This window comes from Agrobacterium sp. (assembly GCF_059499945.1).
The window spans coordinates 59,040-83,298 of sequence record NZ_JCABZP010000010.1 but is presented as its reverse complement, the minus strand read 5'-3'; the positions used below and the strand labels follow the sequence as shown (position 1 = coordinate 83,298).

15 protein-coding genes are annotated in these 24,259 nt (G+C 61.1%); 5 read left to right on the top strand and 10 right to left on the bottom strand.

Translation table 11 applies throughout. From position 1 onward, the window contains the following. Nucleotides 1-4 precede the first annotated feature (4 nt). Entirely contained in the window at nucleotides 5-6,364 is a 6,360-nt protein-coding gene (locus AC5I5B_RS06940; RefSeq protein ID WP_111834328.1) for an apolipoprotein A-IV repeat region-like domain-containing protein, read from the top strand. 93 nt (nucleotides 6,365-6,457) lie between these two features. Here AC5I5B_RS06940 and AC5I5B_RS06935 read toward each other — a convergent pair whose 3' ends face one another. After that, nucleotides 6,458-8,407, bottom strand: coding sequence for a GTP-binding protein (locus tag AC5I5B_RS06935; RefSeq protein WP_111834327.1), 1,950 nt, complete (start codon nucleotides 8,405-8,407; stop codon nucleotides 6,458-6,460). 259 nt (nucleotides 8,408-8,666) lie between these two features. After that, entirely contained in the window at nucleotides 8,667-9,584 is a 918-nt protein-coding gene (locus tag AC5I5B_RS06930) for a PhzF family phenazine biosynthesis protein (protein WP_087743845.1), read from the bottom strand. 303 nt (nucleotides 9,585-9,887) lie between these two features. Here AC5I5B_RS06930 and AC5I5B_RS06925 point away from each other — a divergent pair, with 303 nt between their 5' ends. Further along, nucleotides 9,888-10,661, top strand: a complete 774-nt coding sequence (locus tag AC5I5B_RS06925) for an NAD kinase (protein ID WP_003502514.1) — start codon at nucleotides 9,888-9,890, stop codon at nucleotides 10,659-10,661. Nucleotides 10,662-10,682: 21 nt separating this feature from the next. Next, nucleotides 10,683-11,183, top strand: coding sequence for a hypothetical protein (locus tag AC5I5B_RS06920; protein ID WP_111834523.1), 501 nt, complete (start codon nucleotides 10,683-10,685; stop codon nucleotides 11,181-11,183). Between the two features lie 27 nt (nucleotides 11,184-11,210). Here AC5I5B_RS06920 and AC5I5B_RS06915 read toward each other — a convergent pair whose 3' ends face one another. The 4 genes from AC5I5B_RS06915 to AC5I5B_RS06900 all read right to left on the bottom strand — a co-directional run bounded on the left by AC5I5B_RS06915 (nucleotide 11,211) and on the right by AC5I5B_RS06900 (nucleotide 17,019). Continuing rightward, the gene (locus tag AC5I5B_RS06915) at nucleotides 11,211-11,681 is read right to left on the bottom strand and encodes a cysteine hydrolase family protein (RefSeq protein WP_111834326.1); all 471 of its coding nucleotides are present in this window, start codon (nucleotides 11,679-11,681) and stop codon (nucleotides 11,211-11,213) included. 73 nt (nucleotides 11,682-11,754) lie between these two features. Next, nucleotides 11,755-12,886, bottom strand: a protein-coding gene (prfB, locus tag AC5I5B_RS06910) for a peptide chain release factor 2 (protein ID WP_099085460.1) whose coding sequence is annotated in 2 segments (ribosomal slippage) — nucleotides 11,755-12,816 and nucleotides 12,818-12,886 — 1,131 coding nt in all. Because the reading frame shifts where the segments join, the coding sequence is not laid out codon by codon here. A gap of 98 nt (nucleotides 12,887-12,984) precedes the next feature. Then, nucleotides 12,985-15,432 carry a penicillin-binding protein 1A gene (locus tag AC5I5B_RS06905; protein WP_060726167.1) on the bottom strand — a complete coding sequence of 816 codons (2,448 nt, stop codon included), beginning with the start codon at nucleotides 15,430-15,432 and terminating at the stop codon, nucleotides 12,985-12,987. Between the two features lie 327 nt (nucleotides 15,433-15,759). Next, complete coding sequence (locus tag AC5I5B_RS06900) at nucleotides 15,760-17,019, bottom strand: N-acetylmuramoyl-L-alanine amidase (protein WP_003502504.1); 1,260 nt, start codon at nucleotides 17,017-17,019, stop codon at nucleotides 15,760-15,762. 645 nt (nucleotides 17,020-17,664) lie between these two features. On the opposite strand from AC5I5B_RS06900, the gene AC5I5B_RS06895 reads away from it, so the two are divergent. Continuing rightward, nucleotides 17,665-20,562, top strand: coding sequence for an Rne/Rng family ribonuclease (locus tag AC5I5B_RS06895; RefSeq protein WP_495752606.1), 2,898 nt, complete (start codon nucleotides 17,665-17,667; stop codon nucleotides 20,560-20,562). 231 nt (nucleotides 20,563-20,793) lie between these two features. Here AC5I5B_RS06895 and AC5I5B_RS06890 read toward each other — a convergent pair whose 3' ends face one another. From AC5I5B_RS06890 to AC5I5B_RS06880, 3 genes are all read right to left on the bottom strand, one after another. Next, on the bottom strand, nucleotides 20,794-21,498 hold the full coding sequence (locus tag AC5I5B_RS06890) for an SDR family oxidoreductase (protein WP_003502501.1): 705 nt from the start codon (nucleotides 21,496-21,498) through the stop codon (nucleotides 20,794-20,796). Between the two features lie 118 nt (nucleotides 21,499-21,616). After that, nucleotides 21,617-21,982, bottom strand: coding sequence for an antibiotic biosynthesis monooxygenase family protein (locus AC5I5B_RS06885; RefSeq protein ID WP_111834324.1), 366 nt, complete (start codon nucleotides 21,980-21,982; stop codon nucleotides 21,617-21,619). Continuing rightward, nucleotides 21,979-22,305, bottom strand: coding sequence for an NIPSNAP family protein (locus tag AC5I5B_RS06880; protein ID WP_003502499.1), 327 nt, complete (start codon nucleotides 22,303-22,305; stop codon nucleotides 21,979-21,981). Before AC5I5B_RS06880 ends, AC5I5B_RS06885 begins: the two co-directional genes overlap by 4 nt. Before the next feature lie 75 nt (nucleotides 22,306-22,380). On the opposite strand from AC5I5B_RS06880, the gene AC5I5B_RS06875 reads away from it, so the two are divergent. Continuing rightward, a complete protein-coding gene (locus tag AC5I5B_RS06875) occupies nucleotides 22,381-23,064 on the top strand; it encodes an ArsR/SmtB family transcription factor (protein WP_003502498.1) in 684 nt (227 codons plus the stop codon). A 24-nt stretch (nucleotides 23,065-23,088) separates the two neighbouring features. Here the strand turns inward: AC5I5B_RS06875 and AC5I5B_RS06870 are convergent, their stop codons facing one another. Continuing rightward, entirely contained in the window at nucleotides 23,089-24,246 is a 1,158-nt protein-coding gene (locus tag AC5I5B_RS06870) for a pyridoxal phosphate-dependent aminotransferase (RefSeq protein ID WP_165919991.1), read from the bottom strand. Nucleotides 24,247-24,259: the final 13 nt, after the last annotated feature.

The window sequence follows — 24,259 nt, the reverse complement described above, 5'->3', positions numbered from 1 at the left end:
CCGCATGGCGAATAACAAGATCAGCGACTCTGTCGACGAGACTGCATTTCAGGCATTGGAAGATGCCCTGCAGCTTGGCGCTTTCGAAGAAAAGCCGGAGACGCGGAAAACTGCAGCGCCGAAGCAGCCGGAGGCCAGATTGAAGGAAGCAAGCAGACAGACCCCTGCTCCCGAGGCCGCGCGCGCGCCTGCCGAACAGACACCCAGATCGCCCAATCTCGAAGCGGCCAATGACGGTTCCAAGCGCAGCCCGGCCATGATCCTGAAATCGCTGGAAGGCGGCTCCATCGGCGGCGCGCTGCGCAACGCCACGATCATGTCGGTCATCTGGGCGCTCGGCGGCCTTGGTATCGCACATCTTCTCTATGGCAATGCGCTCTGGAACATCGCCTCGCTGGCTGATCTCACCGCTATCCCCGGCCTGATGGCAATCGTCGTCGGCATCCTTGTTCCCATCATGCTATTCTTCGCCTTCGCGATCATGATGGCGCGTGCCCGCGATCTGCGGAACGCCGCCCGCTCCATGGCCGAAGTCGCCCTTCGTCTTGCCGAGCCCGAAACGGTAGCGTCCGACCGCATCATGTCCGTTGGTCAGGCGGTGCGCCGCGAAGTCTCGGCCATGAATGACGGCATCGAGCGCACAATCGCCCGCGCGACGGAACTCGAAACCCTCGTTCATTCCGAAGTCAACGCGCTCGAACGCAGCTATGCCGACAATGAACTGCGCGTGCGCAGCCTCGTGCAGGAACTGACCGCCGAGCGTGACGCCATCGTCAATCACGCCGAGCGCATCCGCTCCTCCATCGTCGGCGCGCAGGAACAGATTAAAGAAGAGCTTTCCATCGTCGGCGAAGAGCTTTCGATGCGGATCGCCACGACCGGCGAGGCTTTCGCCTCTATGATCGACACGCGTTCGGCTGCGCTGCTCGAAAAATCGCGCGCCTCGACCGAAGCGATGGGCAGCCTGATCGCCGCCAAGACCGAAAACCTGCTCCAGGCGCTGAACTCCTCGGGCTCGACGATCTCCAACGAATTCGACATGCGCCTGCATAATCTCACCTCGACGCTGGACGAGCGCGGTGAAGTGCTGCTGGAGCGTTTCGCGATCCATGCTTCGACGCTGGATAGCGGCGTGGAAAGCCTCAACAGCGCGCTTGAGGAACGCACTCGCCAGCTCAACGAGACGCTGTCCAACCGCACGCTGGAACTCAATCGCAATATCGAACGCGGCCAGCAGGTCATCGGCGGTTCGCTCGATACGGTTCTCGACAAGCTGTCCACGACGCTTGAAGAAAAGGGCCTCTCCTTCCGCCAGAGCCTGCAGAGCACGGCTGACGATGCGATCATGGATCTCGATCTTCGCTCCGGCCTTTACGAGGAGCGCATGCAGGCGACGGTAGGCCAGGTCAACTCGGCCTTCGACGTGCATGTGGCGCAATTCGCCAGCGCCTTCGACCAGCGCGCCGGCAGCCTCGACAGCAAGCTGATGGAAAGTCTCGCCCGCATCAACGAAACCGTTGCCGGCGGCTCCGAAGCGCTCGACACCATGCTGAGCGCCGGTCTGGAGCGTATCGGCACCACCATGACCGATCAGTCGCTGGCGCTCGCAACTGCGCTGGGCACGGGTCAGGAAATGCTGGAAAGCGCGCTTGAAATCCGGACTCAGGCCTTCAGCGACGCGATCGGCCAGCGCACCGCCGAAATCACCGACGCCTTCGCCAATTCTCACGAGAAGATCGACGCTGTGCTGTCGGAACGCAGCAACGCCCTGTTCGGCGCGCTCTCAGCCAGCCAGAACCGTTTCGACGAGGCACTCGCCAGCCGTTCGATGGCGATTACCGGCTCCGTCTCCGGCACGGCCGAACGCCTTGCCGCCATGCTCGACGAACGCGCCGCCGCGATCAACAGTGTCGTTGCCGATGTCGAGCGCCGCCTTTCGGAAACGCTCGAAACCCGGGCTGCCGCCATCACCGGTGCTGTTTCCGGCATCGAGGATCGTATTTCCGATACGCTGGAAAGCCGCACGGCTGCCCTGCACGACGTCGTCGCCGGTGCGGAAAGCCGTATCGCCGATACGCTTGACGGCCGCACGGCCGCTCTTTCCAGCGCCATTTCCGGCGTCGAGGAACGCATCGCCGATACGATGGACAGCCGCACCCTTTCGCTCGACATGACCTTTGCCAATGTCGAGGAAAGACTGTCCGAGACGCTCGACAACCGTACCTCTGCCCTCACCGGCATTGTGGCGAGCGCTGAAGAGAAAATCGCCGGCGCGCTCGACAGCCGCACGGCCACCTTCGGCGACGTGGTCGCCGGTGCTGAAACCCGTATCGCGGAAACGCTGGATGGCCGCACCGCCGCTCTCAACGCCGTGGTCTCCGGCGCTGAAGAACGCATCGCCGATGCGCTCGACAGCCGTACCATGGCGCTCGACATGGCATTCTCCGGCGCGGAGGAAAAAATCACCGAAGCGCTCGACACGCGCACCGCAGCCCTTGGCGAACTGGTGGCCGGCGCCGAGACCCGTATTGCCAGCGCGCTTGACAGCCGCACGGATTCGCTGAAGACCGTCGTTTCCGGCGCCGAAGAGCGGATTACGGATGTTCTCGACAGCCGCACCATGGCGCTCGACATGAGCTTCTCCGGCGTCGAGGAAAAGATCGCCGATATCCTCGATGGTCGCACCACGGCCCTGCAGAACGCCGTTTCCGGTGTCGAAGACCGCATTGCAGACGCATTGGACAGCCGTACCGCTGCCCTTTCCGGCATCGTGGCAGGCGCGGAAGAACGCATCGCGGATGCGCTGGACAGCCGCACTCTTGCGCTCGATATGACGATTTCTGGTGTCGAGGAGCGTATCGCCGAGGCGATGGATGCCAGAGCATCGTCGCTTTCGCTTGCGGCGGCCGGTGTCGGCCAGCGTCTCGAATCCACCGCATTCACGCTTGAGAACGCGCTTGCCAGCGGTCACGAGCGGCTCGAAACCATGCTCGGCTCACAGGCCGAGCGCATTGCCGGCTCGCTGGAGCGCAATAGCGGCCTGATCGAGCAGAGTGTCTCGGGCGCGGCCAACCGCATCGAAAGCGTCGTTGAAGACGGCAGCACCCGTTTTGCCCAGACGGTGGAAGAAGGTGTGTCCCGCCTCGAAACCAACCTCTCGCAATCGCATGAGGATATTCGCACGGCGCTCGACCAGCGCCAGGCGGACCTTGCTGCGACGCTCAGCTCCGCCACGACGCAGATGGGCGACATGCTTTCCGAGCAGGCTATGATGATCGGCACCACGGTCGCCTCCAGCGCCAGCATGCTTGAACTGTCGCTCGAGACCCAGCAGGACACGCTGCAGAAGGCAATCGACGGCAGTGCTGCGACGCTGGAAGAGCGTCTTCGCAACAGCGCCGGTGATATCGCCGTCAAGATCGGCGAGGCAGCCCGCGAAATCGGCGGGGCCACCGACGCCCTCTCCGCCCGCATCGAAACATCGATCGGCAATGTCACAACCCGTCTCGACGAGACAGGCGCCCGCATCGAGACATCTCTCGACACCCTGCAGACCCGCGTCGGTGGCGATCTCGCCAACGTCAACAGCTCGATCGAGGATGCCGGCCGCCGCTTCGCCGACGCGCTGGAAGACAAGACGGCCGTGTTCGCCCGCACCAGCGACGAGGCCGCCGAGCGCATCACCGGCATTCTGGACGAACAGACCACGCGTGTCGCAGATACGCTGGAAAGCCGCACCAGCCGCCTGGCAGAAACCTTCGATAGCGGCACGGCCCGCATCGATGAGCGCCTCGGCACCATGGACCGTGCGCTGACGATCGGCCTCGAAAACGTCAACCGCACCATTGAAGGCAAGGCGAGCGATCTCGCTGTCAGCCTGCGCGGCGCGGTCACGTCGGCCACCCAGAGCATCGGCGATGAAGCGGCCCGCTCATCCGCCCTGCTCTCGAAATCCGGTTCGGAATTTGCAGAACAGGTGCAGGCGCAGAACGAAGCCTTCACCAAGGCCATCGAAGAGCGCTCCGGCGAGATCGTTAACCGCATCTCGGATGCGCAGACCCGTCTCTCCGGCCAGGCCGCCGCCGTGGCCCAGACCTTCTCCGAGGCAGGCAACATTATCGTCAACAAGGTTGCCGAGGCTGAAGCCGTCGTCCGCTCTCAGGTCGGTGTCATTTCCGAAACGCTGACGGGTGTCGAATCGGCCCTCGACGCGCGCGGCGAATCCATCCGCTCGGCGCTGGACAACCGCACCCGCGAACTCAACTCGATGCTGGCCAGCCGCTCTGCGGAGCTGTCTCGCCTGATCGAGGAGAAAGCCAAGCCTATCGTCGACGAATATGCCACCATCGGCCGCGAAGCCGCCGAGAAGATCGTTTCCGCCGCCCAGCAGAGCGCCGAGCTTCTCTCGCAGAGCAACAGCGGCATGGTCGGCATGGTGGAACAGGCGATCAGTGACTATGCCGCTGCCGGAACGGATGCGGCGGGCAAGCTCGTCGCAGCCACCCGCCAGAGCACGGATATGCTGTCCGAGACCCATACTGCTATGGCGGACGCCGTCGAACAGGGCATCGACAAATATGCCCGCGCCGGCAGCGATGCCGCCAACAAGCTGGTCGCCGCCACCCGCCAGAGCACGGACATGCTGTCGCAGACCCATAACAGCATGGCCGAGATCGTTGAACAGTCGGCAACCAACTTCAATTCCGCCGTTGAGCGCGCCGCACAGGGCTTCGGCGCGGCAGATGAGGCATTGAACGCCTCGGCGACCCGCTTCTCCGAATCCGCCTCGCAGGCCGCCGACATGGTGTCCAGCTCCAGCCGTCTGCTCGAAGGAAAGATCGACCGCCTGTCGAATATTTCCGGCCAGACGCTGGCGCAGGTTGCCGGTATCGTCGGACGCTTCGAAGAACATTCGAAGGTGCTGAGCCAGGCATCCGAACTGCTCAATGCCGCACAGTCGAGCCTCGTCGGCACGCTGGAGGAACGCCAGGATGCGCTGCGCAGCCTGTCCGTCGGCCTCGTCAAGCGCTCCGAGGAAATCGAAAGCGCCATGCGCAACGTCGTCGGCGTCGTGGAAACCACGCTCAACGAAGCCGAAGAGCGTTCGCAGAATGTCGCCGGCAATCTGCGTGACAATCTGCAGGCGTCCTTCACCGATATCGGCCGCTCGCTCGACGAGACCGAACAGCGCGCCCGCTCGGCGGCACAGACCATGCGGGGCGCCCTGCTCTCCGCCGGTCAGGATGCCAGCCGCTCGATCGAAAGCACGCTCTCCGACGCGCAGAAATACTCCGACGAGCTGGTGAACCGCCTGCGCGGCGGTGTCGAGTCCTCGCTTTCGGAAGTCGACAATCTTCTGGGCAGCGCCTCGGAAAAATCGAATGCCGCCGCCGCCAACCTCAAGGAAACGCTGCGTCAGGCCGTCGAGGAAGCCGTTAGCCGCTTTGCCGGTGCAACGGACGAAATCCGCCGCTCCAGCCACGACATCCGCCGCGAGCTGGATGCGACACGCGCCGAACTGAAGCGCGGCGCCTTCGACCTGCCGGAAGAAGCCAAGGAAAGCGCTGCCGCCATGCGCCGCGCCGTTTCCGAGCAGATCAAGGCCCTGCAGGATATTTCCCACCTTGTCGGTCGTTCGACCCACCAGATGGAAGTGTCCGAACCGGTCGCCCGTGCCATCGCCGCGACCCAGCCTGCCGCAGAACGCCGCGTCGAGGCCCGTCCGCAGCCGGCAGCAGCGGCTCCGGTGCAGCAGCAGCGCCCGGCACAGCCGCAGCAGCCTGCCCCCGCGCCGGCCCTGCGTGGCACCCTGCCGCTTGAAAACCGCCAGGTCGAAAACCGTCAGGCTCCTGCGCCGACCCAGCCGGTCGCAACCAACCCGGCCGGACGCCGGGAAGAAGGTGGCGGCTGGATCAGCGACCTGCTGCGCGGTGCATCACAGGAGACGCCAGCGGCGTCCACACCACGCGCCAGCGCCGAGCAGCAGCCGACCCGTGCGGCCGACACCCGCAATCCGCGCCACATGGTGGAATCGCTGAATTCGCTTTCCGTAGATATCGCCCGCGCCATCGATCACGATGCATCGGTGGAACTGTGGCGCCGTTACCAGCGCGGCGAGCGCGACGTCTTCACCCGTCGCCTCTACACGCTGAAGGGCCAGACGACCTTTGACGAGATCAAGCGCAAATACGAGCGGGAGGCTGAATTCCGCACCGCCGTGGACCGCTACATCACCGATTTCGAAAAGCTGCTCGCCGATGTGGCCCGCACGGATCGCGACCGGACAGTCACCCAGTCCTACCTCACATCTGATACCGGCAAGGTCTATACGATGCTTGCCCATGCGGCCGGTCGGTTCAACTGACAGGAGGTCACGCGGAGAGCATCCCTCTCCGCGTTGCCTGTTCAAGTCTGATGTGAAAAATGACCGTCGCGGAATATTTGATTTCTGCGGCGGTCATTCTGCATTTCGGCGCAGGCCCAGCAGATAATCACGCTCATTGAACGGATCAGCACCCGACCGGCGGCGCGGCGGTGGCGGATTATCCGCCCGCTCATAGTGGCTGAACGACGTTTCCATCGCGCCCGTGCCACCCGTCAGCCCCGGCACCTGCTGCTGAACACCCTGAACCATTGCCGACGCTATCGTCCCTTCAAGCCTTGTCATGCCGCCGGAGATAACGGCGTTTCTGATGACTGCACCCGCTTTGGCGAGAACGGTGCTCAGGCGTGTCATCGTTGCCGCCGGCGCTTCGAGGTGGAAGTGATCGATCGGTTCACAAACGTAGGTTTGCGCTTCGGTCAGCGCCATTGCCAGCACCCATGGTGTCAGCTGCCGGAAATCGGCAGCCGTGCTTGACGGTGCACTCTGCCGGGCGGCCGTCATGGCGACATGGCAATCCACCACCCGCCAACCGAATATGCCCTGCTTCAGCGTTTCGAATACGGTCTCCTCGACCGCTCGATAAAAGCTTGCGGGCATCTGGCCCACCTCCACCTCCAGTGCGAAGCTGTTGCCCGCACCATCCGGTCTTGGCTCGACCCGCAATCCGACAGTGGCGATAAAGGGGTTTGGTGCCTTGAAGATGGTTTGAAGTCCGTGCCCGATACCTGCCAGCCTTTCCACGCAGATAATCGTGCTGTCCTCAAATTCGGCCTCGATGCCAAACCCCGTCAACAGTTCCGATTTGATGATCTCCTTTTGCACCTCGCCATAGAGCGATACGAAAACCTCGTTCGTCTCGTCGTTCCTTCGCAATCCGATAAGCGGATCCTGCTCGGTCAGCTGGTTCAGCGCCAGCCAGAGCGCCGCGTGCTCAGCCGGACGGCGGGAAACGACTCGTGTTTCAAGCGTGGGTGGAGCGAAATGAAACGGGCTGTCGGCAACCGCGTCCGCGCCAACCCTGTCGCCGATCCGGGCACTCGTAAGGCCGGTGACGCGGGCGATCTGACCGGCGCGGAGATGCGTCGAATTGTGAACGTGACCGTCCTCGAACAGCTGTATTCCGGTCACTCTTACCGGTCCCTGCGGCAAAGGCAGATACTGCCGGAGCTGGATCGTTCCGGATGTCAAATGCAGATATGACAGCTTTTCACCGCCCCATCCGCGTTCGATCTTGAAGATTTTTCCCGAGACTTCTCCCTCGGGGTCGGGTTGACGAGCGGGCAGCATGTCGACAATGGCCGATATCAAAGCCGGCAGGCCGGCTCCCGTCATCGCCGCACCGGCAAAAGCCGGATGCACCAGCCCATGGGCGGTCTGATGCGCGAGCGATTGGAGGAGTCTTTCGGCCTCCACACCGTCGGGCGTCAAAAGATAGTCGCGCAACAGGTCCTCGTCATTCTCGGCAAGGATTTCGCAGAGGATGGAGAAAAATGGCTCGCTCTTCACATCCGGAGCCTCCACCCGCGCGGACTTGCCGCCAGCGCCAGTGACAGTCGACATGGCGATCGGGCGCACCCTCAACTGATCGGCGAGGTTCTGCACGACCTCATCATAGCGCGCGCCGGGGCGATCGACCTTGTTGATGAAGAATACGAACGGGACTGCGAGACGTTGCAACGCCCGAACAAGTATCCGCGTTTGCGCCTGCACGCCTTCCACGGCCGAAACCACAACCACCGCTGCATCAAGCAGCCCCAACACACGCTCGACTTCCGCAATGAAATCGGGATGGCCGGGCGTATCGATGAGATTGACGACGGTATCGCCAATGGTGAAGGACACGACAGCGGCCCTGATGGTGATGCCGCGCTGCCGTTCCAGTTCGAGGCTGTCTGTCTGCGTATTGCCGGTATCGACGCTGCCCAGCCTGTCGATTACGCCGGTGTCAAATAGGAGACGCTCCGTAAGGCTAGTCTTGCCTGCGTCTACGTGGGCGAGGATGCCCAGATTCAAAGTGCGCATGAACCCTCAACTTCTCAGAAACTCCAAGGTGATTTTCGTGAGAAGGGACTCGGCGCATTGGGACCTCTATGTGCTAAAAACCATGATCTGGTGCGCAAATCTCCGCCGGTTCGCGGAGATGCGCGCGAATTTAAAACCCTCGTCGGGATATATGTCAAGGACGGCCATCCCGGTGTCCGCTCCATCAGGCGTCGCGCGGCGCGCGATCACAGAAGCCACCGGTACGGGATGTTACCGGACAATCAAACGACCGTTCGCCTCAAATCTCGAACGTGCCCGACGCCACACGCACCGCATGACCGCCGATGCGCGCGCGGGCTATTTCGTTGTCCTTGATGTCCATGCGTAGATGGATGTGGGACGGTCTTTCCATCTCCACGCCCTGCTCTATCAGGAGCGGATGATGGCCGTCCGTCAGCCCGTCGAAATGGTGGATCGCGCCGGACAGGGCGGCGGCGGCGGAACCGGTTGCGGGGTCTTCCGAAATGCCCATATCCGGGGAGAACATGCGGGCGTGGAACTTTGCCGCGTGATTGACGCCGCCGCGACAGTAGATATAGGCCGCCGCCAGGCGTCCCTCGACCAGCGGCGCGGTGCGCAGCCAAAGATTGGCGTCGAAATCCATGTCCCTGATCGCGGCGATATTGTGCAGCGGTACGAGCAGGAACGGCACGCCTGCTGTCCAGATAGACGGCACATGATTCTCAAAGCCGAGATGTCCTTCGCTGACGCCGAGCGCATCGGCAAGCGCGGTGTGATCGAGCGGCAGGTCAACTCGGGATGATTTGCGCGGCAGGTCGAATTCCGCGAAGCTGACGGCTCCCGCGCGCATCTTCACCGCGCAACGCACCGGCCCCACCTTCTCCTCCAGCACGCAGACCATATCGATGTCGTCATCACCCTCGCCGCGATTTCGCTCGGCGATGGCGACTGCGGCGCCCACCGTCGGATGGCCGGCAAAGGGCAATTCGCCTGATGGCGTGAAGATGCGCAGCGAAGCCGCATGCGCCGGGTTGGTGGAGCCGTTAACGAAAACCGTCTCGGAGAGGTTCATTTCCCGCGCAATCGCCTGCATCGTGGCTTGGGAAAGATCATCGGCGTCATACATGACCGCCAGCGGATTTCCCGCCATTTTCGTCTCGGTAAAGACATCATAGATATCGTAGTTCAGCGCCACATCCGTCTCCTGCCACTCGTCATTCCGGCTGCCTTGGCAAACTGCATCAGGCCGTCCCGCATCGCAACCCTTGTCGGTGGGCGCAAATCAAGAAGCTGTGGACCGGAGCGGTGCGGTCCGCCTCCAGGGAACGCCTGCGTCTGCGAAAGGCCTTGTCGCCAGCCGCCGTCTTCATGTACCAAGGGTGCGTCTGGCGGCATGTTATCCACCTCCTTGTTGAGGTTTAAAGATTTCAAGCCGCTTCAACAGGTTACAGTGCCTTGCTCGGACCGGCCCGGTCTGCGCCGTTGTCGAGGGAAGCGAATGTCGCATTCTACCTATTCACTGTCCTTCGTCGCCTCCGCAACAGAGGAGGCGCAGACAGCGCTGAAAGAGCTGAAAGGCATTTACGGCGATACGCCGTTTGCAGAGGCGGAGGTGATCGTTGCACTCGGCGGCGATGGCTTCATGCTGCAGATTCTCAACGAGACGATGAATTCCGGCAAGCGTGTCTATGGCATGAACCGGGGGTCCGTCGGCTTCCTGATGAATGACTACCGGGTGGAAGGCCTGCTCGAGCGCATCGCGGTGGCGAGCGGCAATGATTTTCACCCCTTGCGCATGACGACAACGGATTCCGACGGCGACGAGTTCACCGCCCTCGCCATGAACGAGGTCAGCCTGTTTCGCCAGTCCCATCAGGCCGCCAAGCTTCGTGTCGAGGTGGACGGCAAGGTGCGGCTGGAAGAGCTGATCTGCGACGGCATGATGGTGGCGACCCCGGCTGGTTCGACAGCCTACAATTTCTCCGCCCATGGACCGATCCTGCCGCTGGAATCACCGCTTCTGGCGCTGACCCCCGTCAGTGCTTTCCGGCCGCGACGCTGGCGCGGCGCGCTTTTGCCGAATAAGGTAACGGTCGACATTCATGTTCTCGAACGCGACAAGCGCCCGGTGAACGCGGTGGCCGACCACACCGAGGTGAAATCCGTTCGTCACGTTAGGATCGCACAATCGCAGGACAGGACGGCCAGAATTCTCTCGGATCCGGATCGTTCATGGTCGGACCGGGTTCTCGCCGAACAGTTCAACAATTGACGCCCACAATCGATAATGGCCATGCAACTGACAAGACCTATCCTCGCTGCTTTCCTTTTCGCCGCCGCCGTGCTTCCTGCGCGGGCGCAGACGGAAGCGATCGACGCCTTGCCGGTTTCGGCAATCTTCGTCGTCAGCAGCGGCATGTGGGAAGATCGGAATCTTGAGCCGGTGAAAGGTCCTGACGGACAGCTGCGGCCGCCGCCTGCCTCGCCCACACGCGGTTATTACAAGGTCATCGCCATCCGCCAGCGCGACGGCACGGCGAAGATCTACCTGCAGCGCATCGTCTTTACGGCCGATGGGCCGAATCTCCTCGAAAATATCGAGCTGGAAGAATTCAGCCAGATGAAATCCTACGTCACGGATATTCGTCCTGAAAGCTCGAATGGCACCCCCGCCTCGCCCGGCTTGTTCGTAACCGTTTATCTGAAGACGGACCCGATGAGCAAGGAAGCGGAAAGCTGGACGATCCTGATCGACGAGCTGGGTGAGATGAAGATCGAAAAAGCTTCGAACTGATCGGACCGGATACGCGGCCGGGCAAGGCTATGCTTCCAGTGCCTCCGGCCCGGCAAGAACCGCTCCAAAATGATGTTTCCATAATCTTGCACCGAGTTCACCACTGCGGTCGAGACTGGAGCCCACCGTTAGCCACGGCAACAGCGTGGGATGCAGCCCCGCATCAAAAAGGGCAAAACCAGCGGCCAGCACGCAGGTATCAGCCTGAATGCCGCAGACCAGCACCCTGTCGAGTTTCAGCGACAGGAGATAGTCGATGACCTCCCGTGGAGGCGCATAACCGTGTTTGATGAATATGCGATCTGCCGCAACAAGCGACTCGTCATCCCTGCCCGGCTTCCAGCCGAGTTGCCGCTCGAAGGGCGTCACACTTTCATCATGACGCTCGACGGTGGCGATGCTGGGCATGGTCAGGGCGAGTGCGGATATCTCCGCCACCAGCCCAGCCGGCGGATTGAAGCTCGGCTGGACGTCGACGATATAGAGCGCCTGTTTCATGCTAGTCCTCCAACGAAAAACCCCTCGCAATAGGTTTGCGAGGGGTAATTTTCCAATCGGCGCGCCGGACGCCTTAATCGATATCCGAGACTTCCACATCCGCGCCGCCGCTGATGCGGTGGGCGAGTGCGGCTTCCATGAATTCGTTCAGGTCGCCATCCAGCACGTTGCCGGGTGCTGTACTTTCCACGCCGGTGCGCAGATCCTTGACCAGCTGGTAAGGCTGCAGAACGTAGGAACGGATCTGGTGGCCCCAGCCGATATCCGTCTTGGACGCGGCCTGGGCGTTTGCCGCCTCTTCCCGCTTCTGCAGCTCCACCTCATAGAGGCGGGCGCGCAGCATGTCCCACGCCTTGGCGCGGTTCTTGTGCTGCGAACGCTCCTGCTGGCAGGCAACGGCAATACCGGTCGGGATATGCGTGATACGCACGGCCGAGTCTGTCGTGTTGACGTGCTGGCCGCCCGCACCGGACGAACGATAGGTATCGATACGGCAATCGCTCTCATTGATGTCGATCTGGATCGAATCATCGACGACGGGGTAAACCCAGACGGAAGAGAACGATGTGTGGCGACGCGCATTGCTGTCATAGGGCGAAATACGAACGAGGCGGTGCACGCCCGATTCCGTTTTCATCCAGCCGAATGCATTGTGGCCCTTGACGAGGATCGTCGCGGACTTGATGCCGGCTTCTTCGCCGTCGTGAACTTCGAGAACCTCGACCTTGAAACCTTCGCGGTCGGCCCAGCGGGTATACATGCGCAGAAGCATGTTCGCCCAGTCCTGGCTTTCGGTGCCGCCGGCTCCGGAATGCACTTCGACATAGGTGTCGTTGCCATCGGCCTCGCCTGAAAGCATGGCTTCCACCTGGCGGCGGTTCGCCTCGCTCTTCAGCGCCTTCAGCGCATCTTCGGCGTCCTTGACGATTTCGTCATCGCCTTCCATCTCGCCGAGTTCGATCAGCTCGATATTGTCGCGGAGCTGCTGCTCCAGCGCCTTGACGCCGTTGATGCTGTCATCCAGCTGCTGGCGTTCGCGCATCAGCTTCTGGGCCTCAGTGGCATCGTTCCAGAGGGTCGGGTCCTCTGCCTTGTTATTCAACCAGTCCAGCCGTCTTATCGCCTGGTCCCAGTCAAAGATGCCTCCTCAGCAGGCTTATGGCCTGCTTGATTTCGTCGACTACGTTCACGATTTCATTGCGCATTTCGCTGGTTCTTCACCTTCATTGAAACTCGTTGCTCAAATAAATGCGGGGGGCGCGGATGTAAAGACCCGCGCCCCAGCCAAACGTCAGGACTGATGTCAATAAAGACCGCCGCCACCGCCGGTGATGGCCTGCTGCGCCTGCGGCGAGGTCTTCAGAATGTCTTCCTGCGACATGTATCCGTCATCGCCGATGACAGAGAAGGTAGAGGCGGGACCCGTGCCCGGCTTGAAGGCTTCCATGATGGTGTCCGGCTCGCCCTCGACCGCCGCCATGCCGGTCTTGCGGTTGACGGCGACGAAGTTCATGCCAGCAGGCACGATGAACTTGCTCGGTTCCATGTGCTTGGCCGCATCGGCGATAAATTCACCGAAGATCGGTGCCGACAGCGAACCGCCGGTACCGCCGCGACCGAGAGGTGCGGGCGAATCGAAACCGATATAGAGGCCGGCAACCATGTCCGGCGTGTAACCGACGAACCAGGCGTCCTTTTCATCATTGGTGGTGCCCGTCTTGCCGGCAACCGGCAGATCGACCTTGATCTTGCCCGCCGCCGTGCCGCGCTGCACGACGCCTTCCAGCATAGAGGTCGTCTGGTATGCCGTCATCGGGTCGAGAACCTGTTCGCGATTGTCGACGATGACAGGCTCGTCCTGGTTCTGCCAGCTGGTCGCGTTGCAGCCCTCGCAGGCGCGCTCCTCGTGGCGGAAGATCGTCTTGCCGTAGCGGTCCTGAATACGGTCGATCAGCGTCGGCTTGATCTGCTTGCCACCATTGGCGATGACCGAATAGGCAGAAACCATGCGCATGACGGTCGTTTCGCCCGAACCAAGCGACATGGACAGAAGCGGCGGCATCTTGTCGTAAATGCCGAAGCGTTCGGCATATTCCGCGACCAGATTCATGCCCATGTCCTGCGCCAGACGCACGGTCATGAGGTTACGGGATTTTTCAATACCGAGACGCAGGGTCGAAGGACCGGCGGAACCCCCGCCGTAATTCTGCGGCTTCCAGACCTGATTGCCCGAAACCACCTCGATCGGCGCGTCGAGAATGACCGATGCGGGCGTATAGCCGTTGTCGAGCGCTGCCGCATAGATGAACGGCTTGAAGGAGGAGCCCGGCTGGCGCATGGCCTGCGTCGAGCGGTTGAATTCCGACTGCGCGTAGGAGAAGCCGCCGACCATGGCCAGAACACGGCCGGTATGCGGGTCCATCACCACCATGCCGCCCTGCACTTTTGGCGGCTGGCGCAGGCGATATTCGTTGCCGGAGCCGGAAAGCGGCTGCGCATAAACGACGTCGCCCGCGGTCACGACACCGACCGGCGACTTGGCGGTCGCTCTTTTGCCGCTTGCATCACGGAAGGCCCAGCGCATGTTTTCAGCAGAGATATGGCCGCGCGTGCGCTTGTCGCCATCTTCCGCATCGGGATCGGCCTGAACGCCGATATCGACGCCATCGGCGGCGACTGCGAGCACGACCGCGACCTTCCATTCCGGAACGTCCCGGAGACCCTTGACCTTGGCCAGTGCCGCCGTCCAGTCGCCGGCCGTCTCGATCTTTTCCACCGGTCCGCGGAAGCCGCGGCGCTCGTCATATTGCACAAGCCCGTCCTGAAGCGCCTTGCGCGCCTCCATCTGGATTTGCGGGTCGAAAGAGGTACGGACCGAGAGCCCCCCTTCAAGAAGGGCTTCCTCGCCATATTTCTCGACGATCTGGCGGCGGACTTCCTCAGCGAAATAATCGGACGCGAAAATATGCGCGCCACCGCGGCGCAGATTGACGCCGAGCGGCTGCTTTTTGGCGTCGGTGGCGTCGGCGACGGTGATGTAGCCGTTTTCGGCCATGCGGTCGATCACCCAGTCGCGGCGCTCCAGAGCAGCCTTTTCGCGGCGGATGGGATGATAGTTGTTCGGTCCCTTCGGCAGCGATGCGAGATAAGCGGTCTCAGCGATCGTCAGTTCTGTTACCGACTTGTTGAAATAGGTGAGTGCCGCACCGGCGATGCCGTAGGAATTCAGGCCGAAAAAGATCTCGTTGAGATAAAGCTCGAGAATCTTGTCCTTGGAATAGGTCTGCTCGATGCGGAAGGAGAGAATGGCTTCCTTGAGCTTGCGGTCGATGGTCTGGTCGTTGGTCAGAAGGAAGTTCTTCGCCACCTGCTGGGTGATGGTGGATGCGCCGACCGGACGACGGCCGGAGCCGACATTCTGGAGATTGACGAGAATGGCGCGGCCGAGACCGAAGATGTCGACACCCGGGTGGTTGTAGAAATTCTTGTCTTCGGCGGACAGGAAAGCGGCCTTCACACGGTCGGGAATGGCCTGGATCGGCAGGAACAAGCGCTTTTCATGCGCGTATTCCGCCATCAGCGCACCGTTGCCGGCGTGCACGCGGGTCGTTACCGGCGGCTCATAGGTGCTCAGAACTGCGTAATCCGGCAGGTCCTTCGTCACGCCGTGCAAATAAATCGCACCGACGACGGCGGCGCACAGGAAGAGCACGCTGGCCAAGCCGAAAAAATATCCAATCAGTCTGATCATACCAAGCTACCGATAATTCGAATCGTAACCATCAACGCCCGACGATTTACGGGCGCATCCTTGCATATCGCGTGCCGTTTTGCACACCATACCTTCGATGACAAGCCGGATACGGCAGCATTCGCTGATATGTTACCGGGCGGCAGGCCCGCAATTGCGTTGCGGACGCTTGCGGATCGCCACCGAATCCGCGCTTCGAGTAACGCGGCGAATGTGAGTAAAATAGGGCTTCGCCTCCGCAATCGTCCGCAAGGCCCAAGAATTGAACAGCTTTTCGGCGGTCAATGGCAGGGCGGCAACAGCACCGTCGCTCCGCTGGCTACCTTCTCAGCCGCCGTTCGCCATGGCCTTGGCGCGGTATCGCCCGACGGCCGTTGCCAGCGTATCGGCCACCTTCTTGCGCCATTCCCCGTCGAGAAGCAGCTTTTCGTCTTCCGCATTGGAGAGGAAACCGAGTTCCAGCAGCACAGATGGCACATCATGAGCGCGCAGCACCATGAAACCGGCATAACGGTGCGGATTGTTGATGAGGCCCACCTGCCCCTCGAAGGATGAGACGATGTTTTCGGCGAGCGTCACCGAAAAGGCCTGAGTTTCGCGGCGGGTGAAATCGAGAAGAATATCGGCGACCTCCGGCGGCTCGCTGGAGGCCGCAACACCCGCAATCTGGTCGGACTTGTTTTCGCGCTCCGCCAGTTCCTGCGCCTGCCGGTCCGACGCCCGGTCTGACAATGTATAAACGGTCGCGCCGCGGATACCCTTTTGCTTCAATGTATCCGCATGCAGCGATATAAAGAGGTTGGCATTGTTCTGGCGGGCAATCGTCACCCGTTCGGACAGGGCAAGGAATGTATCGGAATCGCGCGTCAGAAACGCCTTGATGCCGGGTTCGCGGTTCAACCGTTCCGCGAGTTCCTTCGCAAAGGTCAAAGTGATGACCTTTTCCTCGGTGCCCGTCGTGCCGCCGGTGGCGCCGGCATCGATGCCGCCATGACCGGCATCGACCGCGATGACAAATTCCGCAGGACGCGATGTCTTGTCGTCAGGCGTGATCGCGGCAGTCGTTACCGGGGCGGGCGCCTGCCATTGCTGATCCTTCACCAGTTCCGCGAACTTGCCCTTGGTGGTGATCTCGGCATCGAGCACGAAACGGAAAGATTGTCCGTCGTCAGCCTTCTTCGTTTCGGCAACAGTCACCTGTACCGGCTTTTTCGCCGTCAGCACGATGCGGGCGCTGTTCTGGCCCATGGTGCCGAAGCGGATATCCGAGAAAAGACCTGTTGGCTTGAGGTCGGATGTGGGGAAAGCGAAATTCACCGCGGGAAAGTCCACGACGATGCGCGCGGGCGAATCGAGATAGTGAACGTCGAATTCCGGCTCTTCTGCAAAATCGAGAACGATGCGCGTGCGCGCCTCATCACCGATGATACGCGCCTGATGGGCGACAAGCGGCTCCACGGCATGGGCTGCCGGCACGACGGAAACAGAGGCGGCGACGGAAAATGCCAGAGCCGCCAAAGCCCGCGCGATTCGCGCGCCAAGCCGCCCTGCCCCGCCTGATATCGCTGCGTTGCGCGTGAAATCCATGGTCCTCAAGAAATTCCGTATGTCAGTCATTTTCGATAAACGGCGCGGAAAAACGCCGGCAACAGCGCCGTTTCAACCACGCCGTACGATAGTTTGCGTGTTTGCGCCCCACAATCGCAGGCCTTGGTGAACCAATTGTTAACCCGGAAATTCCACCAATAATATGGCATATTTAGCCAGCCTATTGCTATTATGACAGAGAAAACATACAACACGGATGAGGGTTAAAAGTGTTGACGGGATAGATGCCCGCCGGCTGCCAATCGGAAAAGACGCTGGCGCTGCAAAACGGGCAATCATCTGCCGTCGTTACATTTATCCTGAAACTGGATCAATTCCGGCCGTGGCCGGAGACCTACCCGGTGGCGCTGCCACCGCTGCTCTGAGGAGAGCAAATTCATCGGACCCCAAGGGGTCTATATATTATTGTCGTTCCGCCTGGCCAATGATGTCGCAGCAGTTTTCACATGAACCGGATACCAGGAGCAGGCCAAATGCCTCGCCGTCGGTCCGGATGCTGCCAGTTTACAGAGGCCCGGCTGGAGACTTCATTTCCGGCACATCCTTGCACTCATATGAAAGGCTCGTCCGTGTGGCGGGCCTGTTCTCGTATAAAACAAGGCTGCGCCGAGGAGCACAGCTTACATGGCAGACAAAATGCTTATCGACGCCTCCCACGAAGAGGAGACACGCGTAGTCGTTGTCCGTGGGAACCGGATCGAAGAATTCGATTTCGAATCGGAGCACAAAAAACAGATCCGCGGCAATATCTATCTTGCCAAGGTCACTCGCGTTGAGCCCTCCCTTCAGGCGGCCTTCGTCGATTACGGTGGAAACCGTCACGGCTTTCTCGCTTTCGCGGAAATCCATCCGGATTATTACCAGATCCCGCTTGCCGACCGTCAGGCTCTCCTGAAGGCGGAAGCCGAGGATCATCGCCGCAGCGACGACTTCGAATCCGCTGATGCACCCGAGCCCGGCGCCCCCATGATCGACCTTTCGCAGGTGGATCAGCCGGATGTCGGCATTGTTTCCGCCAGCGAAACCACTGAAACGGTCGTCGTGGAAGAGACTGCGCCTGTCGCGGAAGAGGTTTCCGAGGAAACCGCCGTCGAGGCCGTAGCCGTGGAAGCGCCCGCCGAGGAAGAAAAGCCGAAGAAGCGCACCCGCCGCCCCCGCGCGAAGAAGAAGACCGCCGAAGAAGAAGCCGCAGCAGCCGAGGCCGCCGAAGCTTCTTCCGAAGACGACGGCAGCACCGGTGGCGAAATGGCCGCCATGGTCGACACCGACACGATTTCCGAGGAAGTCGAGGGTCTTCGTCGTGGCAATGACGATGATGACGACGATGATGACGATCATCACGAAAAGGAAGTGATCGAATCCGTCGGCGCCGAAGACGCCATGGAAGAAGTTCCGGACCGCGTTGCCCGCAAGCCGCGCAAGCAGTATCGCATTCAGGAAGTCATCAAGCGCCGTCAGATCCTTCTGGTGCAGGTGGCCAAGGAAGAACGCGGCAACAAGGGTGCCGCACTCACCACCTATCTGTCGCTTGCCGGTCGTTATTCCGTGCTGATGCCGAACACGGCGCGCGGCGGTGGTATTTCCCGCAAGATCACCCAGCCGACCGACCGCAAGCGCCTGAAGGAAATCGCGCGCGATCTGGAGGTTCCGCAGGGCATGGGCGTCATTCTGCGTACCGCAGGCGCCAACCGCACCCGCGTCGAAATCAAGCGCGACTTCGAATATCTGATGCGCCTGTGGGAAAATGTCCGCACGCTGACGCTGAACTCCACGGCCCCCTGCCTCGTTTATGAGGAAGGCTCGCTCATCAAGCGTTCAATCCGCGACCTTTACAACAAGGATATAGGCGAGATCATCGTTTCGGGCGAAGAAGGCTATCGTGAAGCCAAAGACTTCATGAAGATGCTGATGCCGAGCCACGCCAAGGTGGTTCAGCCTTACCGCGACATTCATCCGATCTTCTCGCGCTCCGGTATCGAAGCCCAGCTCGACCGGATGCTGCAGCCGCAGGTCACGCTGAAGTCCGGCGGTTACCTCATCATCAACCAGACGGAAGCGCTGGTTTCCATCGACGTCAACTCCGGCCGTTCGACGCGCGAGCATTCCATTGAGGAAACTGCGCTGACGACGAACCTCGAGGCTGCGGAAGAAGTGGCGCGCCAGCTGCGCCTGCGCGACCTTGCCGGTCTTGTCGTCATCGACTTCATCGACATGGAAGAAAAGCGCAACAACCGCTCTGTCGAAAAGAAGCTCAAGGATTGCCTGAAGAACGACCGCGCCCGCATCCAGGTCGGCCGCATTTCGCATTTCGGCCTTCTGGAAATGTCGCGCCAGCGCATCCGCGCTTCGGTGCTGGAATCGACCACGCAGGTCTGCCAGCATTGTGGCGGCACGGGTCATGTCCGCTCGGAATCCTCCATCGCCCTGCATGTTCTGCGCGGCGTCGAGGAATATCTGCTGCGCAACACCACGCATAACATCACCGTGCGCTGCACGCCGGAAACGGCGCTTTACCTGCTCAACCACAAGCGCGGCACGATCGTCGATTATGAAGGCCGCTTCGGCGTGTCCATCATCATCGCTGCTGACGCCGGCGTCGGCGCGCAGCATTTCGCCATCGACCGTGGTGAAGCCGTCGAAAATCCGGTGAAGATCGAAAGCCTCATCCAGATGCTGCCGAGCTTCGTGGAAGAGGAAGACGATTTCGTCGCCGAGGTGGAAGAGGACGAAGACGAGGAAGAAATCGTCAAGGCGCAGACCTCCGAGCCACGCCAGCAGCAGCCACAGGGCGACAATAGTGAAGAAGGCAAGCGCAAGCGCAAGCGTCGTCGTCGCCGTCGCGGCAAGGGTGGCCAGGGCGACCAAAACGGTGCGCTCGACGCCCAGTCCGGCGATGCGGAAGGCGATGATGCCGAAGGTGACGACGATGGCATCGAAACCGATGAGGCCGATGCTGAAAACGAAAACGATGCAGCGGAAGCAGTAGGTTCCGAAGAGGATGGCAAGCGCAAGCGCCGCCGTCGCGGCAAGCGCGGTGGACGCCGCAACCGTGCGGAAGACGAAGCTCTTGATGCTGCCGGCTCGGAAGCTGAAGGTGAGAGCGAAAGCGAAGAGGTTTCCGTTGAAGCATCTGTAACCGAAGAACCGACCGCCGCCGCCGCGGTGGAAGGTGTGGTTGCCGAGGTTGCGGAAGAGGAAGTGCCGAAGAAGCCACGCCGTACCCGCAAGGCGAAGGTCAAGACTGAAACCGAGGAAGCGCCGAAAGCTGAAGCCGTTGAAACGGTGGAGCCGGTGATCGTCGAGGAAACAGTCGCCGAGGTCGCGGTTGAAGAAGCTGGTGAGGCTTTGGCCGATCTGGCTCCGGAAGCGGAAGCACCGGCCACGGAAGAAAAAGTCCGCGCCAACCGGGGTAGCAATGTCTCCAGTTCGGAGCCGGTGGTGACCTCGTCTTCGCCGAACCCCGATGGCGACGAGCCTAAGCCGCGCAAGGGCGGCTGGTGGCAGCGCAAAGGCTTCTTCTGAGAGAAGAAAGACTGAATGAAAAACGCCCGCAACGATGTTGCGGGCGTTTTGTTTTGTCGATGCAAAGAACGGGCGTTTTCTTGAGCCGCTGACATTTCCTCATTCCTGTGCTTGTCACAGGAATCCAGTCGACGCGCGTCCGCGTGGCGGGAGTGTCCTTTCAGCCCAAGGACTTGGGCTTGCTGGATCCCTGTGACAAGCACAGGGATGAGAGTTGGGAAGGCCAGCCCGTCAAACAGACCGCGTCAGGCCACCATCAACCCGGATATTCTGGCCGGTAATATACCCCGCCCCTTCCGACGCGAGGAATGCTACGGTGGCGGCGATTTCCTCGCTCTTGCCGTAACGCTGCATCGGCACGGCCTCTCGGCGTTCTTCCGTGGCCGGCAGGCTGTCGATCCAGCCGGGCAGCACATTGTTCATGCGCACGTTGTCGGCCGCGTAGGTATCGGCAAATATCTTGGTGTAGGAGGCAAGGCCGGCGCGGAACACGGCGGATGTCGGAAACATGCTGCTGGGTTCAAAAGCCCAGGCCGTCGAGATATTGACGATCGCGCCCGCCTTTTGCTTCACCATGACGGGGGCGATGATACGCGTCGGGCGGATGACGTTCATCAGATAGACATCGAGGCCGGTGTGCCATTGCTCGTCGGTAATATCGAGAATGGAGGCGCGCGGGCCATGCCCGGCGCTGTTCACCAGCACGTCGATGCGGCCGAATGTTTCGAGTGTCCTGTCCGCCAGCCGCTGGAGATCGTCATTGGACTGGTTGGAACCGGTGACCCCGATGCCGCCCAGTTCCTTTGCCAGCGCCTCTCCCTTGCCGGAGGATGACAGGATCGCCAGTTTGTAACCGTCCGCGGCCAGCCGTTTCGCCACAGCTGCGCCCATGCCGCTGCCACCCGCCGTTACAATCGCCACTTTTTCTGCCGACATCGTTTTTCTCCATTTCCAGGCCTGCATCCATAAACTGCCCCATCTATAACGGGTTTCAACGACGAGTTCGAACCAGAAAGGCTTGGAGCGGCGTGCAGAAAAACTGATGCTGGAAATGTCAGCCTGACACACTCCCCTCTGCCGGATATGCTACCCTGCTGTCGGCTGGTGCCTCCTCCCTGTCCTGCAAGCCGTAGTCGCGTATCACATGCGCGATGCGCAGGCGATAATCGGAAAAAACACCGGACCGGCCCAGCGACTGCGCGGTGCGATGCGGCAGGGTATTACGCCACGCTTTCACCGCCTCCTCATCCCGGAAAAACGACAAAGACAGCATCTTTTCCGGATTGCTGATGCTCTGGAACCGTTCGACGGAGAGGAACCCATCAATGGTTTCGAGTCCGGCCCGCAGGCTGGCGGCGATATCGAGATAATGCTGTTTTTCGCCGTCGGCCGGCCAGACCTCGAAGATGACGGCGATCATTGCCCGCCTCCGGCATGCGGGGCGGAAGCGAGACGTAGAAACAGCCGGTCCTCGCGGCGGATGAACTGCTCGCGCCGGGCGAATTCATAATTTTCCCGCCCGGCCGGATCGGCGGCAAGACGCGCCCTGTAGGCTTCGTAAGCGGCGAGGTTTTCGATGTTGTAAACACCATAGGCGATCGTGCTCGATCCCTCCTTCGGTGCGTAATAACCAATGAGATCGGCGCCGCAGCGTGGGATCGCCTCACCCCAGTTGCGGGCATATTGTTCGAAGGCATCGACCTTGAAGGGGTCGATCTCGTAGCGGATGAAACAGGTCAGCATCGTCACTCTCCTTAGTGTTCTGCCGCATCTTTTTACGCTATTGCCTAGCATCAATGCTTCGGCTATCATCGAAGTATGAAAGACGGACCTCTCATCGCCAACGTCGCCGCCCTGATCGGCGACCCTGCCCGCGCCAATATCCTGACGGCGCTGATGGATGGGCGCGCGCTCACCGCAAGCGAGCTTGCGGAAGCCGCTGGTGTAACCCTGCAGACCGCGAGCGGGCACCTGTCCAAACTCTCAGAAGCACAATTATTGAAGGCAGAAAAACAGGGGCGGCATCGTTACTTCCGTCTGTCAGACGAGGATGTTGCACAGGTTCTAGAAGCACTTATGGGCCTTGCCCAACGCACAGGGGCAATCCGCGTCCGCACCGGACCGAAGGACAAGGCTCTGCGTGAAGCGCGCATCTGCTACGACCATCTGGCCGGAGAAAGCGGCGTGGCGCTGCTTGCCGCTATTACCGCGAAGGGGCTCGTGACGTTAGGTGACGATCCCGCCCTAACGGATAGCGGACGCGACTTCTTCTCGAGCTTCGGCATCGACCTTTCGCCACTGGAAAAGGCGCGCCGCCCGGTCTGCCTGCATTGTCTTGACTGGAGCGAACGCCGCCATCACCTCGGCGGCGGGCTTGGCGCGTCTCTTCTGGAAGCCATGCAGCAGCGTGACTGGCTGCGGCGCGGAAACGGCCGGGTGCTGACCTTCACCGCAAAGGGTGAAAAGGCATTCAACAGCACCTTTAGCTGCACACCCGCCTGATCTCCCCGAGCGGATGATCCGGGCTTATTTCAGCCAGCCGGCAATACGTCCAACGGCCTCGGCAATGTCAGACACGGAACCCGCATAGGAAATGCGCAGCGCGCGATGGCCTTCTTCGGGATCGAAATCCATGCCTGGCGTCGCCGCCACATCGATTTCCGCCAGCATGCGCTTGGCGAAATCCATGCTGTCGTTGGAGAAGCGGCTTGTATCGACATAGGCGTAAAAAGCGCCATCCATGGGCGATGCCAGCGGCAGGCCGATTTCCGGCAGGCGCGCCATCAGGAAATCGCGGTTGGTGCGATAGCTTTCCCTGTAGACATCCAGTTCCTCCGCCGCCGAAAAGGCTGCAGTCGCCGCAAGCTGCGAAAGTTCCGGCGGGGAAATATAGAGGCTCTGGGCCAGACACTCGACCGGACGGACGAGATTCTCCGGCAGCACCATCCAGCCAATGCGCCAGCCGGTCATGCAATAATATTTGGAAAAGGAATTGATGATCACGGCATTATCGGTGATTTCGAGCGCGCTCGTCTCTTCGCCGACGAAGGTCAGGCCGTGATAGATTTCGTCGGAAATAAAAGCCATATCACGGCTTTCGCAATAGCCCGCCAGCCGCTTCAGCGCCTCGCGGCCGGTGACGGTGCCGGTCGGATTGGCCGGGCTTGCCAGCAACACGCCCTTCAGCTTGCAGCCGGCTCTTGTTTCCGCGCGCTCCAGGCTTGCCGGCGTCAGCGTATAACCGGTTTCGGCCGTGACCGGCACTTCCACGACATTGAGGCCGAGAGCCTTCAGAATATTGCGATAGGCCGGATAACCGGGCCTCGCGATGGCGACATGGTCTCCGGCATCGAAAAGGCTGAGGAAGGCGAGATTGAAGGCAGCAGACGAACCGGTGGTCACCGCGATGCGGCCCGGATCGATGGCGACCTGGTGACGCAGCCGGTAATGGCCGGCGATCGCCTCACGCAATTCGCGCAGGCCGAGCGCATCGGTATAACCGATCCGCCCGTGTTTCAGCGCGGCCTCAGCGGCTTCGAGCGACGCTTTCGGCGCGGGATGGGAGGGCTGGCCGACCGCCATGGAAATGACGGGGCGTCCCGCCTGCCTGCGCCTGTTCGCTTCCGCCAGAATATCCATGGCGTGAAAGGGTTCGACTGCGCTCCGCTTCGACATCGTGATCAAGGGCATGCTCTTT

What these genes read in the sequence shown, in the direction of transcription:
- AC5I5B_RS06905 (WP_060726167.1), bottom strand. Translation starts at nt 15,432, where the DNA reads ATGATCAGACTGATTGGATATTTTTTCGGCTTGGCCAGCGTGCTCTTC.
- AC5I5B_RS06915 (WP_111834326.1), bottom strand. Translation starts at nt 11,681, where the DNA reads ATGAAACAGGCGCTCTATATCGTCGACGTCCAGCCGAGCTTCAATCCG.
- AC5I5B_RS06885 (WP_111834324.1), bottom strand. Translation starts at nt 21,982, where the DNA reads ATGATCGCCGTCATCTTCGAGGTCTGGCCGGCCGACGGCGAAAAACAG.
- AC5I5B_RS06900 (WP_003502504.1), bottom strand. Translation starts at nt 17,019, where the DNA reads ATGGATTTCACGCGCAACGCAGCGATATCAGGCGGGGCAGGGCGGCTT.
- AC5I5B_RS06920 (WP_111834523.1), top strand. Translation starts at nt 10,683, where the DNA reads ATGCAACTGACAAGACCTATCCTCGCTGCTTTCCTTTTCGCCGCCGCC.
- AC5I5B_RS06880 (WP_003502499.1), bottom strand. Translation starts at nt 22,305, where the DNA reads ATGCTGACCTGTTTCATCCGCTACGAGATCGACCCCTTCAAGGTCGAT.
- AC5I5B_RS06925 (WP_003502514.1), top strand. Translation starts at nt 9,888, where the DNA reads ATGTCGCATTCTACCTATTCACTGTCCTTCGTCGCCTCCGCAACAGAG.
- AC5I5B_RS06935 (WP_111834327.1), bottom strand. Translation starts at nt 8,407, where the DNA reads ATGCGCACTTTGAATCTGGGCATCCTCGCCCACGTAGACGCAGGCAAG.
- AC5I5B_RS06940 (WP_111834328.1), top strand. Translation starts at nt 5, where the DNA reads ATGGCGAATAACAAGATCAGCGACTCTGTCGACGAGACTGCATTTCAG.
- AC5I5B_RS06890 (WP_003502501.1), bottom strand. Translation starts at nt 21,498, where the DNA reads ATGTCGGCAGAAAAAGTGGCGATTGTAACGGCGGGTGGCAGCGGCATG.
- AC5I5B_RS06875 (WP_003502498.1), top strand. Translation starts at nt 22,381, where the DNA reads ATGAAAGACGGACCTCTCATCGCCAACGTCGCCGCCCTGATCGGCGAC.
- AC5I5B_RS06895 (WP_495752606.1), top strand. Translation starts at nt 17,665, where the DNA reads ATGGCAGACAAAATGCTTATCGACGCCTCCCACGAAGAGGAGACACGC.